Origin of the sequence: Pseudoalteromonas sp. SG43-1, from assembly GCF_014164415.1 — a bacterium.
Taxonomy (GTDB): Bacteria; Pseudomonadota; Gammaproteobacteria; order Enterobacterales; family Alteromonadaceae; genus Pseudoalteromonas; species Pseudoalteromonas distincta.
In genome coordinates, this window is record NZ_JACJFD010000001.1 from 238,698 (window position 1) to 253,237 (window position 14,540).

13 protein-coding genes and 1 riboswitch are annotated in these 14,540 nt (G+C 41.5%); of the genes, 10 read left to right on the forward strand and 3 right to left on the reverse strand.

Features of this window, described 5'->3' with window-relative positions:
• Positions 1 to 1,014, reverse strand: coding sequence for an EF-P beta-lysylation protein EpmB (epmB, locus tag H5159_RS01000; RefSeq protein ID WP_182711539.1), 1,014 nt, complete (start codon positions 1,012 to 1,014; stop codon positions 1 to 3).
• Positions 1,015 to 1,055: 41 nt separating this feature from the next.
• On the opposite strand from epmB, the gene efp reads away from it, so the two are divergent.
• A complete protein-coding gene (gene efp / locus H5159_RS01005; protein ID WP_024596699.1) occupies positions 1,056 to 1,622 on the forward strand; it encodes an elongation factor P in 567 nt (188 codons plus the stop codon).
• Positions 1,623 to 1,678: 56 nt separating this feature from the next.
• A complete protein-coding gene (epmA, locus tag H5159_RS01010; RefSeq protein WP_182779546.1) occupies positions 1,679 to 2,653 on the forward strand; it encodes an elongation factor P--(R)-beta-lysine ligase in 975 nt (324 codons plus the stop codon).
• 291 nt (positions 2,654 to 2,944) lie between these two features.
• Here epmA and H5159_RS01015 read toward each other — a convergent pair whose 3' ends face one another.
• On the reverse strand, positions 2,945 to 5,062 hold the full coding sequence (locus H5159_RS01015) for a TonB-dependent receptor (RefSeq protein WP_182693954.1): 2,118 nt from the start codon (positions 5,060 to 5,062) through the stop codon (positions 2,945 to 2,947).
• Between the two features lie 84 nt (positions 5,063 to 5,146).
• On the opposite strand from H5159_RS01015, the gene H5159_RS01020 reads away from it, so the two are divergent.
• The 8 genes from H5159_RS01020 (at position 5,147) to H5159_RS01055 (ending at position 12,841) form a co-directional block, all read left to right on the forward strand.
• Entirely contained in the window at positions 5,147 to 5,545 is a 399-nt protein-coding gene (locus H5159_RS01020; protein WP_010555268.1) for a thioesterase family protein, read from the forward strand.
• Positions 5,546 to 5,671: 126 nt separating this feature from the next.
• Positions 5,672 to 6,070: an META domain-containing protein gene (locus H5159_RS01025; RefSeq protein ID WP_032826923.1), complete on the forward strand. Its 399-nt coding sequence runs from the start codon at positions 5,672 to 5,674 to the stop codon at positions 6,068 to 6,070.
• 107 nt (positions 6,071 to 6,177) lie between these two features.
• Positions 6,178 to 6,292, forward strand: a riboswitch (TPP riboswitch).
• Between the two features lie 143 nt (positions 6,293 to 6,435).
• Entirely contained in the window at positions 6,436 to 8,388 is a 1,953-nt protein-coding gene (thiC, locus tag H5159_RS01030; protein WP_220496416.1) for a phosphomethylpyrimidine synthase ThiC, read from the forward strand.
• A 106-nt stretch (positions 8,389 to 8,494) separates the two neighbouring features.
• Entirely contained in the window at positions 8,495 to 9,496 is a 1,002-nt protein-coding gene (locus H5159_RS01035) for an FAD-dependent oxidoreductase (protein ID WP_182779547.1), read from the forward strand.
• Positions 9,497 to 9,503: 7 nt separating this feature from the next.
• A complete protein-coding gene (thiS, locus tag H5159_RS01040) occupies positions 9,504 to 9,698 on the forward strand; it encodes a sulfur carrier protein ThiS (RefSeq protein WP_182779548.1) in 195 nt (64 codons plus the stop codon).
• Positions 9,699 to 9,703: 5 nt separating this feature from the next.
• Complete coding sequence (locus tag H5159_RS01045; RefSeq protein ID WP_138488527.1) at positions 9,704 to 10,495, forward strand: thiazole synthase; 792 nt, start codon at positions 9,704 to 9,706, stop codon at positions 10,493 to 10,495.
• Positions 10,496 to 10,505: 10 nt separating this feature from the next.
• Entirely contained in the window at positions 10,506 to 12,041 is a 1,536-nt protein-coding gene (gene thiE / locus H5159_RS01050; protein WP_182779549.1) for a thiamine phosphate synthase, read from the forward strand.
• 50 nt (positions 12,042 to 12,091) lie between these two features.
• Complete coding sequence (locus tag H5159_RS01055; protein WP_182779550.1) at positions 12,092 to 12,841, forward strand: HesA/MoeB/ThiF family protein; 750 nt, start codon at positions 12,092 to 12,094, stop codon at positions 12,839 to 12,841.
• An 828-nt stretch (positions 12,842 to 13,669) separates the two neighbouring features.
• Here H5159_RS01055 and asd read toward each other — a convergent pair.
• The gene (asd, locus tag H5159_RS01060) at positions 13,670 to 14,536 is read right to left on the reverse strand and encodes an archaetidylserine decarboxylase (RefSeq protein ID WP_004336058.1); all 867 of its coding nucleotides are present in this window, start codon (positions 14,534 to 14,536) and stop codon (positions 13,670 to 13,672) included.
• Between the last annotated feature and the right edge of the window lie 4 nt (positions 14,537 to 14,540).

The following is a 14,540-nucleotide window of genomic DNA, read 5'->3' on the forward strand; positions in this document are numbered from 1 at the left end:
TTAAATTAGCTTAAGATCGATAGGTGTTTTACTTTTTTGACCACCTATTTCTCTAACTAATTTAGGCACTAAAAATCCAGGCAGGGCTTTTAATAGCTCTGCCATTATTTTTATAGCGTCTTCTTCGTTAATATCAAAGTGGCTGGCCCCTTCAACTTTATCGAGCAAATACAAATAATACGGTAATACGTCTGCGTCAAATAACGCTTCGCTTAAATTTATTTGCGCATCGAGCGTATCATTCACATCTTTTAAAATTACAGCTTGGTTTAAAAGCGTTACGTTTGCTTGTTTAAGCTTTTGCATGGCTGCTTTAAAGTCAGCGTCTATTTCATTGGCGTGGTTTATGTGATTAATAAAAATAATTTTTAATGGCGATTTTGCTAATCGCTCACATAACTCATCGGTAACTCGCGCCGGTATAACTACTGGCAAACGGCTATGAATTCGCATTCGTTTAATTTGTGGTAATTGCTCAAGCTCATCTAAAAACCAACTTATTGCATCGTCTTTGGCCATAAGTGGATCGCCGCCACTTAAAATCACTTCGTTTATATTGGCATCAGATTTTATGTAGCTTAGTGTTTCAAGCAGACTTTTTTTATTAAGTTGGTTTTCTTGATACGGAAAATGCCTTCTAAAGCAGTAACGACAATTGACGGCACAGCCGGTTTTAAACATTACTAAAACACGCGATTTATACTTATGTAAAAGGCCAGGTTGTTCGTTATCTTGCTCAAGTAGGGGATCTTTATTAAAACCCGACTTAGTTAAAAATTCTTGATGGCGTGGCATGACTTGCAATAAAAGAGGATCGTTTGGATCGCCTTTGCGTATTTTTTTTATAAAAGGGATAGGCACGCGTACCGGAAATAAACTGCGGGCTTTTAGGTCGTTTTCATGGACTTGGCTCGATAAACCGACCATTTCAAGCAATGTTTTTGGGCAGGTAACTACATTTGCTAATTCTTTTTGCCAGTTTTTATGCAAATTTGCTTCATTTCTTTGTATCATTGGCATGTAGATTACTCGAAAAAATATAAATAGAGGAAACGATGGCGAATTATAGCACCAACGAGTTCAAGGGCGGCCTAAAAATTATGATGGACGGCGAGCCTTGCAGTATCTTAGAAAATGAAATGGTAAAACCTGGTAAAGGTCAGGCGTTCAACCGTGTTCGTATCCGTAAACTTATCTCTGGTAAGGTGCTTGAAAAAACCTTTAAATCGGGTGAATCAGTTGAAGGTGCTGACGTAATGGATACAGATTTAGCGTATCTATACACAGACGGCGAATTTTGGCACTTCATGAACAACGAAACATTTGAGCAAATTGCTGCTGACGAAAAAGCACTAGGCGATGCAGTTAAATGGTTAGTTGAAAATGATTTATGTACAATTACATTATGGAACGGCAGCCCTATTGCTGTTACACCACCTAACTTTGTTGAGCTTGAGATCACTGAAACAGATCCTGGCCTTAAGGGCGATACAGCGGGCACTGGTGGTAAACCAGCAACGCTTAGCACAGGCGCTGTAGTACGAGTTCCATTATTTGTACAAATTGGCGAAGTAATTAAAGTAGACACTCGTAACGGTGAATACGTAAGCCGTGTTAAGTAAGCTTTAGCATTGTTTATAAAATCCCAGCTTAAGCTGGGATTTTTTTTGGAGAAAATATGTCAGCAGATCTTTGGGCCCCAAGCGCAAGCATTGAAACACTAAAACAACGTGCGGCGATATTACGTAGCATTCGTGAGTTTTTTTATACGCGTAATGTAATGGAAGTAGAAACGCCGAGCTTAAGTGCTGCCAGTGTAACCGATGTGCACTTAGCCAGTTTTAACACCACATTTGTAGGTCCAGGGCATGCTGGTGGGCTTCCTCTTTTTTTACAAACATCCCCAGAGTTTGCTATGAAACGCTTGTTAGCAGCAGGCTCAGGCGCTATTTTTCAGCTTTGTAAAGCATTTAGAAATGAAGAAGCAGGTAGTCATCATAATCCTGAATTTACAATGCTTGAATGGTATCGCCCAGGCTTTGATGAGTTTGCACTTATGGATGAAATGGATGAACTAATGCGGCTTGTTTTAGATGTTGAGCCGGCAACAAGGCTTACTTATCAGCAAGCGTTTGAACAAGCACTTGGGCTCGATCCGCTAACAGCGAACATAGAGCAATTAAAGCAACTAGCGTGTGAGCATGGATTTGCTGATATAGCCCAAAATGAAACGCATAAAGATACCTTACTGCAATTATTATTTTGTATGAAAGTGGAGCCCACAATAGGACAAAATAAGCCATGTTTTGTGTATCACTTTCCAGCTTCTCAAGCGGCACTTGCACAAATTTGTGAACACGATACACGCGTAGCAGGGCGCTTTGAGCTTTATTACAAAAATATGGAATTGGCGAATGGCTTTAACGAACTCACAAATGCCAGCGAGCAAGCTAAACGTTTTAATGAAGATAACGCATACCGCGCTGAAAACGGTTTAAAGCAAGTGCCAATGGATACGCGTTTAATTAAAGCGCTGGAGCATGGATTACCTCAGTGCGCAGGGGTGGCTTTGGGGATTGATAGGCTTGTAATGCTCGCAACAAATAAAGAAAAAATTAAAGACGTAATCGCGTTTGATGTGCAAAGAGCGTGATACTTGGCTTGTAGGCGTAGGTGGAAAACCTGTAGGTGCGAATTTATTTCGCGCTCATGTAAATTAACTTTATAAATAAGCGAGGTATAAAACCTCACCTACAATAAACATCAACCCCAACAACCTACGGCAAACTTGTAGGTGCGAATTTATTTCGCGCTCATGTAATTTAACTTTATAAATAAGCGAGGTATAAAACCTCACTTACAAATAAAAACACCGCGTTTAATTTAAACGCGGTGTTTTTTTATTGCTTGCTGTAGCTTTCATTTGAAAGCCAACGGCTATGCTTTACAGATTAAGTGTAAACGTAACACCTGCTACGCGAGGCTCACCTAATTGTGTATAGGTATGCGTTGCGTAACCATCTTGTGGATCGTTACCAAATTCAAAACCACGTGTAGGGACTGTTTCGTCAAACACGTTACGAGCCCATGCGCGAACTGCCCACATGTCTGCTTCGTAGCCAAAGCTTAAGTTAACTAAGTTGCTGCTTGGTGCCTGTGAGTTATGACTATCTGAGAAGTAGTAATCGTCCTTACCTTCAATACCAACCATGCCGTAAAATGCGTTAGTAAAGTTGTAACGTGCAGTAAACGCATACTGGTATTTAGGTGACTGCGCTTGTTCGCGACCGTCTTGGTTTAAGCCTGATTGTGTTACAAAGTCGTCAATTTCAGTGTTTAAGTAACCAGCACTACCTGTTAAAAATAGATTATCAGTTAGTTGGTAACTACCTTCAACTTCAAGTCCGTAGTTGCTACCAGAACTTGCGTTATCAACATAACCGGTAAATTGCTGACCTTCTACTTGCCATGCTTTTAACTGAATATCGTCGCGGTGCATGTAAAATGCTGCTAAGCGAAGTGTAAATTTGTCATCAAGTGATGAACCTTTAACACCAAATTCGCCGCTCCATAAATATTCAGGGTCAAAACTGGTGTGTTGCTGGAAAAAATCAGCGCTTAGGTTTAAGCCTTCATCTTTTGCTTTAGCCAGTGCTTCTGAATTAATACCACCGGCTTTGTAGCCACGGGTGATGCTGGTGTAGATCATAGTGCGATCAATTACTTGATATTCAAGTGCTATTTTACCGCCAACCATTACATCGTCAGTATCTTGTATAAAGCCATTGCTATCGGTGTAGTCGCCTTGGTATTGCTCTACACGTAAACCTGTAATTAATGTTGTTTTAGGGCCAATTGGAGTCGCTACTTGACCATATACTGCAACGTTACTCGTTTCGTAAGTTGAAGAGAACGGGCTTGCTAACCATGTGTACTGGCGCTCTAAATCAACATCACGGTTTTGGTAATAAATACCCGCAACCCAGTTACCTGTTTTAGAATTAAATTGTAAATCTACAGACTGATCGTCGCGATCGCGGCTGTATAAATCAGTTGAGCTGTATCCATCTGGATGTAAGCCAGCAGCACATAACTGTGGTTCACTTGTATCGTTACATACCCAATCTTCGTCAAAGCTGTAAAGTAATTCGGTATCAATAGCCGACAGGTTTAGGTTTACATCAAAAGCGTCAAAACCCGTGTAAGTATTATTAACACCTATTGCGTAGCTTTGTTGATTATCTTGCCCTGGTTCATCGGCAACACTATTGCGGCTGTTATCAAGCGTAAACGCATCGTAACCATTGTTTATGTCAATATAGTGAAGGTTTAACTCAGTATTTAAATGCTTTGTAAGCTGGCTGTTTAATTTAAAGCGGGCTACTTGTTCGTCTTGATTTTGTGTTTCGTCATTTAAGTACAAGTTATCTACGTAACCGTCTGACTTTCTGCGAAAGTAGCTAACGCGTGCGCTAGTGTCATCAGTTAAGCCTGTACTTGCTGCAATACCTGCTTCGCGGGTGTTGTATGTGCCAGCACCTACTTGTAATTTTAAGCTTGGATCGCTTGTGGCTTTAGCTGAACCCATTTGGATCATACCGGCCATACCGTCTGCGCCAAAGCGTGTACCTTGTGGCCCACGATAAATTTCTACTTGGTCTATATCAAATAATAATGAACTGCCACCAAGGCCAGAATAGTTAATACCATCAATAACTAAGCCTACAGATGGATTAATAGGGTCTACAAATTGTGAACGAAGTCCCACGCCACGAATTTGAATATAACGACCGCGCGACGCACCAGATGCAAAATTTACATTGGCGGTACTGCCTAACATTTCGTCTAAGTAACTTGCACCACGTTGATTAATTTCATCTTCGCTGAATAAGCTCGCACTTGCGCTTAAAGTTTGAATGCTTTCGCGCTGAAAATCGCCAGTTACAACAATTCTTTCTAGGTCGCTATCATCAGCGTTAGCTGCAATTGGTGCACCAAGCAGCGGTAAAAGTGCGGCAGTAATTAAAGACAAACGTAAGTTCATTGGGTTACTTAACTCCATTTTAGGGACTCGTATGGTAGCAATTATTTAAACACATGTGCTATAAACGCGGCAATTATACGTTAAATAATCAGGATTACTAATATGACCTTTAAAGTTGACTTCAAGGTACGTGATTACGAATGTGACTTACAAGGTATTGTAAACAACAGCGTCTATTTTAATTATTTAGAGCATGCTCGACATGAGTTCTTGTACGCACACGGTATTGATTTTGCTCAGTTAGCAAAAGATAAAATTAACCTAGTCGTGATGCGCAGCGAAATGGATTATAAGCATTCTCTATTACCAGGTGATGAATTTTATGTGGCTGTAGAGCCGCAGCGTATTAGTCGTTTAAAATTTGCCTTTAAGCAAACGGTTATACGTAAAAGCGATGAAAAAGTAATGCTCAATGCACTGGTTATAGGAACGTCTGTTAATGAAAAAGGTAGGCCATTTTTACCAGAGCAAATAGATAACGTATTTAAAACTACAACTTAGTACTTAATCGCATAACTTTTGAACTATCATAGAACAAAAATTTACATTTAAAACATGCATTTTTAACGGATAAAGGGCATAAATATTGTTACTATTACATTAATTAGACAATTAGTTAGTAGTAGCATGAAATTAGCAGCAATACCGATGCTTATAGTCGGTTTATGTGTTGGTTGCGCATCAACAGGGACGGTCACCAGTGAGCAGCTTAAATACACCCAATGGCAATTATCACGTGTTGATGGTTTAGCAATTCCACCTTCGTTTAATGCATCAATGAGCTTTATTGAAGCGCTGCAAGTAAACGGTTTTGCTGGCTGTAACAAATTTTTTGGTGAAGGCTCGCTTGAAGAAAGTAACCTTACCGTAAGTAAATTAGGAATGACGCGCAAGTCGTGTGGCGAAGAGCTTGATGAGTTTGAGCAGCAGTTATTACAAGCCTTAAAGCAAGGTGCAGAACTTAAAATGCAAGACCAGCAATTAGTCATGCAAGGTGAGCAAACATTTGTGTTTATCCCTAAATAATTTTAAATTTTTGAAAAACAGCCTCTTGCGGGCAGTTTTTAACTGACGTACACTCAGCGCAGATTTGTTGAATAATATCTTCGAATCGACGAACAAAATTTATATATTAATACTTGTCGGAGTGCCAAGGCTAAGTAATTAGTTTTTGGCTGAGATCGCGAAAGCGGGATCCGTGAACCTGATCAGGTTAATACCTGCGTAGGGAACAAGCTGCCTAAAATGGGACGCTTGTGCGTCTTTTTTTATGCGCACAATAAAGTGATTTTGTTTATTTTAGGCTGCAAAGTAGCATATACGCTACTTTACGATCTTTCTCTATTCCTCGGAATATCTGACAAGACAACCCTTAAGCAATGAGGCAAGTCATGTCAAATACTACAAATAAAGCGTCACGCCGAGAAACTCGTGCTGCCGCGTCTGAATATATTTATAACTTAACGGGTCAACCGTTTCCAAATTCTCATAAAGTATACGTTGAAGGTACTCAACCTGGCGTGCGCGTTGGTATGCGTGAAATCACATTAAGTGATACGTTTATTGGCGGTACAGATGAAAACCCTGTTTATGAGTCAAACGATCCGCTACGTGTATACGATACGTCGGGCCCGTATACCGATCCTAATTTTGAACTAGACGTGCGCAAAGGCTTACCAAAATTTCGTGAACAATGGATTGAAAGCCGTGATGACACCGAAATTTTAGAATCAGTGACGTCGCAGTTTTCGCAGCAGCGCATGGCAGATGAAGGGCTGGATCATATTCGCTTTGATCACCTTCCAAAAATTCGCCGTGGTGTCGCTGGTAAAAACGTAACGCAAATGCACTACGCACGCCAAGGGATTATTACTCCTGAAATGGAATACGTAGCCGTTCGCGAAAATATGGGACGTGCAGAAATTCGTAAAGAATTACTAGCCGCGCAGCATAAAGGCGAGTCGTTTGGTGCGAGTATTCCTGAATTTATTACCCCAGAATTTGTACGCGACGAAATAGCCCGTGGTCGCGCTATTTTACCAAATAATATAAACCATCCAGAAACAGAGCCTATGATTGTAGGTCGTAACTTTTTAGTAAAAGTTAATGCCAACATTGGTAACTCATCGGTTAGCTCATCTATTGAAGAAGAAGTAGAAAAAATGGTGTGGTCTACCCGCTGGGGTGCAGACACCGTGATGGACTTATCAACGGGTCGTTACATTCACGAAACGCGCGAATGGGTTGTGCGTAACTCGCCTGTACCTATTGGCACAGTACCGATTTATCAAGCGCTTGAAAAAGTAAATGGTGTGGCTGAGGATTTAACGTGGGAGATTTTCCGCGATACGCTTATTGAACAAGCCGAGCAGGGTGTTGATTACTTTACTATTCATGCGGGTGTACTGCTTCGTTATGTACCAATGACGGCTAAACGTGTAACCGGTATTGTGTCGCGCGGTGGCTCAATTATGGCTAAGTGGTGTTTAGCGCATCACAAAGAAAACTTTTTATACACGCACTTTGAAGACATTTGCGAAATTTTAAAACAATACGATGTGTGTTTTTCACTCGGTGATGGCCTTCGCCCAGGCTCGATTGCTGATGCCAACGATGAAGCGCAGTTTAGTGAGCTACGCACATTAGGTGAACTGACTAAAATTGCGTGGAAACACGACGTACAAGTATTTATTGAAGGCCCAGGGCATGTGCCAATGCACATGATTAAAGCCAATATGGATGAGCAATTAAAGCATTGCGACGAAGCGCCATTTTACACTTTAGGCCCGTTAACGACCGATATTGCACCAGGGTACGATCATATCACCTCAGGTATTGGGGCGGCCCAAATAGCATGGTACGGCTGTGCAATGCTTTGTTATGTAACACCTAAAGAGCATTTAGGTCTGCCAAATAAAGAAGATGTTAAAGAAGGCTTAATTACCTACAAAATAGCTGCACATGCCGCCGATTTAGCAAAGGGGCACCCAGGCGCGCAAGAGCGCGATAATGCGCTATCAAAAGCACGTTTTGAGTTTAGATGGCATGATCAATTTAATATTGGTTTAGATCCAGAGCGTGCTCGTGAGTATCACGACGAAACCCTTCCGCAAGAATCAGGCAAAGTGGCTCACTTTTGCTCTATGTGTGGCCCTAAATTTTGCTCTATGAAAATTAGCCAAGAAGTACGCGATTACGCTAAAGATTTAGAAACACGCGGTATTGATCCAAATGACGCTGGCGAGGCTATTGAGATCAAAATGATTGATGTAGAAGCCGAGATGAAAGCTAAATCTGCCCAGTTTAAGCAAACAGGCTCAGAAATTTACCACAAAGCGGTATAGCAATAAGTTAGATGCAGATGTAGGTGAGGTTTTATACCTCGCTTCTTTAAACATTGAAGAAGTGCGAGTGAGTTCGCACCTACTAATAACTGCTTTTGGAGGTTTTATGTTTTATAACATTGCTGTGGTGGGTTTTGGTTTAGCAGGGCGCTTAGCTGCCCTTGAGCTAAGTAAGTTGCATCATGTAACGGTGTTTGAAGCAGACGATGAGCAAACCCCAAATAGCGCCGGTAAAGTGGCTGCAGCAATGCTTGCCCCGCTGGCTGAGTCGGTATTGTGTGAGGCTGATTTAGCTTTAATGGGTCTTGATTCAATGAAGCGCTGGCCAGAAATAGTGAGTGAACTTGAGGGGGATGTGTTTTTTCAGCAGCAAGGCACATTGGTCGTTGCGCATCAGCAAGATAAGGGCGACCTACAAAGCTTTACTCAGAGAATAAAGCCCATAGCAGGGCACAGCGCTCAGGCATTAAATGCTCAGCAAATAGCGCAGTTAGAGCCAGAGCTTGCTAATCGGTTTAACCAAGGTCTATTTTTACCCTGCGAGGGGCAAATAGATAACCAAGCCTTTTATAAAGCAAGTTTTACCATGCTCAACAAGCGCAAAGTTAAGTGTGTGTTTAACCAGCGAGTAACCATTAAAAACGGCGAAATAAATAATCGACCATTTGACTACATTATAGATTGTCGTGGGCTTGGTGCTAAAAGCGATAAACCGCTTAGAGGTGTGCGCGGTGAAGTCGCAAGACTATATGCACCTGAAGTAAATTTTACGCGACCTGTGCGTTTAATGCATCCGCGTTACCCAATTTATATAGCGCCTAAACCTAATCATGAATATGTAATTGGTGCGACCGAAATAGAATCGCAAGATAGCGGCGCCGCAACAGTGCGATCAACTCTTGAGTTACTTTCAGCGGCTTATACCGTACACAGCGGATTTGCCGAAGCACGGCTACTTAATATTCAAACCGGATTACGCCCTGCATTTAGCGATAACCGTCCAGAAGTATCACAAGTTGGTAATGTAATTAGCATTAACGGCTTATATCGTCATGGTTATATGCTGGCACCGGCATTAGTGGCGCAAGTAGTTTCACGAATAGAGTGAGAATAAAATGAACATTACAATTAATGGCGAGCTACTTAATGTTAATAGCAAAGCACTCGTCGAGGTACTTCAAAGTTTTGGTGCGGTTGCGCCTTTTGCTGTGGCTGTTAATGGCGAATTTATTCCACTAAGTCGGCACAGTAACTATGTACTTAATGAAGGCGACAGTGTTGAGTTGCTGTCACCCATTCAAGGCGGATAAAGCTCATGCAAACTAAAGACTGTCTAACTATTTATGGTGAGCAAGTAAATAGCCGTTTATTAATAGGCTCTGCGCTTTATCCGTCGCCTGATATCATGACCCAATCGATAGTCGCCTCTGGTGCTGAAATTGTTACCGTGTCGCTTAGGCGCCAACAAAGTGCAGCAGCCGGTGATGACTTTTGGCAGTTAATAAAAAATACAGGCTTAAAAATACTGCCTAATACCGCCGGGTGCCACAGTGTTAAAGAAGCCATAACGCTTGCAAAAATGTGCCGAGAGGTATTTGCCACCGATTGGATTAAGCTAGAGCTGATTGGCGATGATTACAATTTACAGCCTGACCCTTTTGCGCTACTTGAAGCCACAAAAATATTAATTAATGATGGCTTTAAAGTATTGCCTTATTGCACCGATGACTTAGTACTTTGCCAGCGCTTAAATGAGCTAGGGTGTGAGGTGCTTATGCCGTGGGGGGCGCCAATAGGCACCGGTAAAGGCTTGTTAAATAGCTATAATTTAAAAACTATTCGAGAGCGTTTACCCGATACCACATTAATAGTAGATGCAGGTTTAGGTTTGCCATCGCATGCCTGCCAAGCACTCGAAATGGGGTATGATGCGGTATTATTAAATTCAGCCATTGCAGGGGCGGGCTGCCCAATTACTATGAGCCGCGCATTTAAAGCCGCAGTTGAAGCAGGGCGCTTTGCATATCAAGCAAAAGCAATGCCTGAAAAAGACGTTGCAGCCCCATCAACCCCAACAATGGGTATGCCATTTTGGCATCAGCAGTGAAGGAAAAAATATGAATAACGTAGTGTGGACAATTGCCGGATCTGATTCGGGCGGCGGTGCAGGCATTCAAGCTGATATAAAAGCAATGCAAAGTTTTGGTGTACATGGCTGCACGGCAATTACGGCGCTTACTGCACAAAATAGTTTAGGCGTAGAAGCTATTAATGCGGTGTCTACCGATATTATTGAATCGCAGTTACTAGCGCTTGAAAAAGACATGAAAGCCAAAGTTATAAAAATTGGCATGTTAGCCAATGTGCAGCAAATTCAGCTGATCAGCGAACATATAAGCCACTATAAAGCTAAGTGGCCTGTGCCTCCCGTTATTGTATATGACCCTGTTGCGATTGCCTCAAGCGGTGACTTACTAACAGAAGAGGACACGGTAAGTGCAATAAAAGAATGCCTACTGCCGCTGGTGGATGTAATAACCCCAAACACCCACGAAACACAGTTATTAACCGGTGTGTATTTAATTGGCCCGGCTGCAATAAAAGAAGCGGCTAATAAGCTATTAAGCTGGGGCGCAAAAGCCGTTGTTATTAAAGGCGGGCATTGGGATTACCCAAGTGGCTACTGCATTGATTATTGTATTGATAGTAATACGCAAAATGGTGAAGAATACTGGTTAGGCAATCAAAAAATACAAACCCCGCATAACCACGGCACCGGATGTAGCATGGCTTCGGTCATTGCTGCGTGTTTAGCTAAAGACTACCCATTAAAAGATGCCTTTATTTTAGCTAAAGCATATATAAACCAAGGGCTAAAACAGTCGGTACGCTATGGCGAAGGGATTGGACCGGTTGCTCATACATCGTTCCCCACTAATTTAGCTGACTACCCACAAGTAATTGAGCCAGGGAGCTGGCTGGGTGATGAATTAGATTTTGATGTGCCGCTTGATTTTAATATGGCTGCTGATTTTGCACCTTGTGAAAGTAAATCGCTTGGCTTGTATGCAGTTGTAGATAGTACCGATTGGTTAGAAAAGTGCTTACAACAAGGCATTAAAACAGCGCAGTTACGCGTTAAAAATAAAACGCAAGACGAGCTTGATGGGCTCATTAAGCATGCTGTTGAGCTGGGCAAGCAATACAACGCACAGGTATTTATAAATGACTACTGGCAGTTAGCTATTAAGCACGGTGCATATGGCGTGCATTTAGGGCAAGAGGATTTAGACATTGCTAATTTAGCGGCAATTAAAGACGCTGGATTAAGGCTTGGGCTTTCTACTCATGGTTTTTATGAAATGCTACGTGCGCATAATTATCGCCCTAGTTATATGGCATTTGGCGCTATTTACCCAACCACAACAAAAGATATGACAGGTCAAATACAAGGCCTTGAAAAGCTGATTAAGTTTGTACCACTTATGCAAAGCTACCCAACAGTAGCAATAGGCGGCATTGATTTAAGCCGTGCTGAGCAGGTAGCTAAAACAGGCGTGGGCAGTGTTGCCGTAGTGCGTGCGATTACCGAAGCTGATAATTACGTAGAGGCTATAAGCGCTCTGCAAGTGGCCATAAGCAGTGCCAATTAAAACTAACAAGGGTAATACTATCAAGGGTAAAACTAACAAGGTTGATAAACGTGAGTGAGCTAAGCGATAAAGAAACCCTGCGTTACAGCCGCCATTTATTGCTTGAAGAAGTTGGGCTTGAAGGGCAATTAGTACTTAAATCCTCAACGGTTGCAGTAGTGGGGGCTGGTGGTCTAGGTAGCCCCGCGCTTTTATATTTAGCCGCTGCAGGTATTGGAACGCTTATTTTAATTGACGATGATGAGGTGGAGCTTTCAAACTTACAACGCCAAGTGCTTTATAAAATAAATCACTTAGGACAAAGCAAGGTCGCCGCAGCGGGTAAAGTATTAGCGAGTCTTAATAATCAAATAAACATAGTAACGCATTGTCAAAAGCTAGATGAGAGTAATGCAGCTAACATGCTCAAAGGTGCTGACATCGTACTTGATTGCTCTGATAACTTTAGTACTCGCTATAGTGTAAACCGTTATTGTATTAGCAATAAAACACCGTTAATTTCGGGTGCTGCACTCGCAACCAAAGGGCAATTAATGGGCTTTGATTTTAGGCAAAGTGATAGCCCATGTTATGGCTGTGTTTTTCCACAGGGCGAAGCTACACCGGTTATCAATTGCAGTAACGCTGGGGTTATTAGCCCGTTACTTGGTGTAATAGGCTCTATGCAGGCGCAACTTACGCTCAACTTATTGCTGGGGCATGCAGAGGGAGGTGTGTTTATAACCTTTGATGCGCTCACTTTAAAACAACAGCACTTTAAAGTGATTAAAGATTCAGAGTGTAAAGAGTGTGGTAAATAAGTTTTTGAGGGGCTTGTGCCTTTTATTAAATGTAGCGTTAAAGAATTAAAAGCTGCGCTTTTCGCGTGAGCAAGCTTCACGCCTACAATATATCAAACTTTTGCACCAAGCTTGTTGACGCACAGCTTGCTGGCGTGACGAGCAAAGCTCGTAATTTCTATGCTTTGGTGTCTTCTCATTTACTCCTATTTGTGCAATAAGATCTTAAGTGATTTATTCACAAAGAGGTTAAGAGGGCGCTTCGCTTTAGAGAAGTAAAAATAAATAATTACTATGTTTTATGTCTTCTCATTTACTCCTCTTTTACTTCTCTTTGTGCAATAAGGTTTTAAGTGATTTATTCACAAAGAGGTTGAGAGGGCGCTTCGCTTTAGAGAAGTAAAAATAAATAATTACTATGTTTTATGTCTTCTCATTTACTCCTCTTTTACTTCTCTTTGTGCAATAAGGTTTTAAGTGATTTATTCACAAAGAGGTTAAGAGGGCGCTGCGCTTTAGAGAAGTAAAAATAAATAATTACTATGTTTTATGTCTTCTCATTTACTCCTCTTATACTTCTCTTTGTGCAATAAGGTTTTAAGTGATTTATTCACAAAGAGGTTAAGAGGGCGCTGCGCTTTAGAGAAGTAAAAATAAATAATTACTATGTTTTATGTCTTCTCATTTACTCCTCTTTTGCTTCTCTTTGTGCAATAAGGTTTTAAGTGATTTATTCACAAAGAGGTTAAGAGGGCGCTGCGCTTTTCGCGTGAGCAGGCTTTGCGCCTACAAAAATAAAAAACCGCGTTTAAATAACGCGGTTTTTTGATTTCTAATTAACGATTTATTTTAGTCGTTAATTTTTGCAAATGCAGTACCTAAGCGAGTAACCACTTCTGGTAGTTGGTCATCCAGTATTTCAGCTTTATCAGCACCCCATGCTAGTACCACAGTAGAGCCTAACTTAAAGCGACCCATTTCTTCACCCTTTTTAAGCGTGATAGCGTTATCGCCAGTGGTTGGGTATTTCCAACTAAATACATCGCTACCTGCTGGTGGCGTGACAGTACCTGCCCAAATAGTTTCTATGCTGGCTACAATTGTTGCGCCAACAAGTACCATAGCAAGCGGACCAATTTCAGTTTCAAAAATTGCTACTACTCGTTCATTACGTGCAAACAAGTTAGGCACGTTTTGCGCGGTAAGTGGGTTTACTGAAAATAAATCACCTGGCACGTAAATCATTTTGCTTAGTGTGCCATCAATTGGCATGTGAATACGGTGGTAATCTTTAGGTGCTAAATAAATCGTTGCAAACTTACCGCCTAAAAATGGTGTTGTATCATCTTGTGAGCCGCCTAGTAGCGCTTGTAAGCTGTAATCGTGACCTTTAGCTTGTATTAGCTGTCCGTCAACAATATCGCCTAGCTGGCTGATTGCGCCATCCACTGGATGAATGATGATATTGCTATCTTCTACCATTGGGCGCATGCCGTCTTTTAAAGGGCGAGTAAAAAATTCATTAAAGCTTTTATAATGAGCCGGATCTGGGTATTGGGCTTCGCTCATATCTACTTTATATTGCTTAATAAATAGTTTAATTAAAGTCGTTGTTAAAGCACCTGCTTTAGCTGCGGCTAATTTACCCACTACGCGTGAAATAAAATGTTTTGGCATTGCGTACTGCATTGCGATTTTAAATTTGTCTAAACTCACAGTA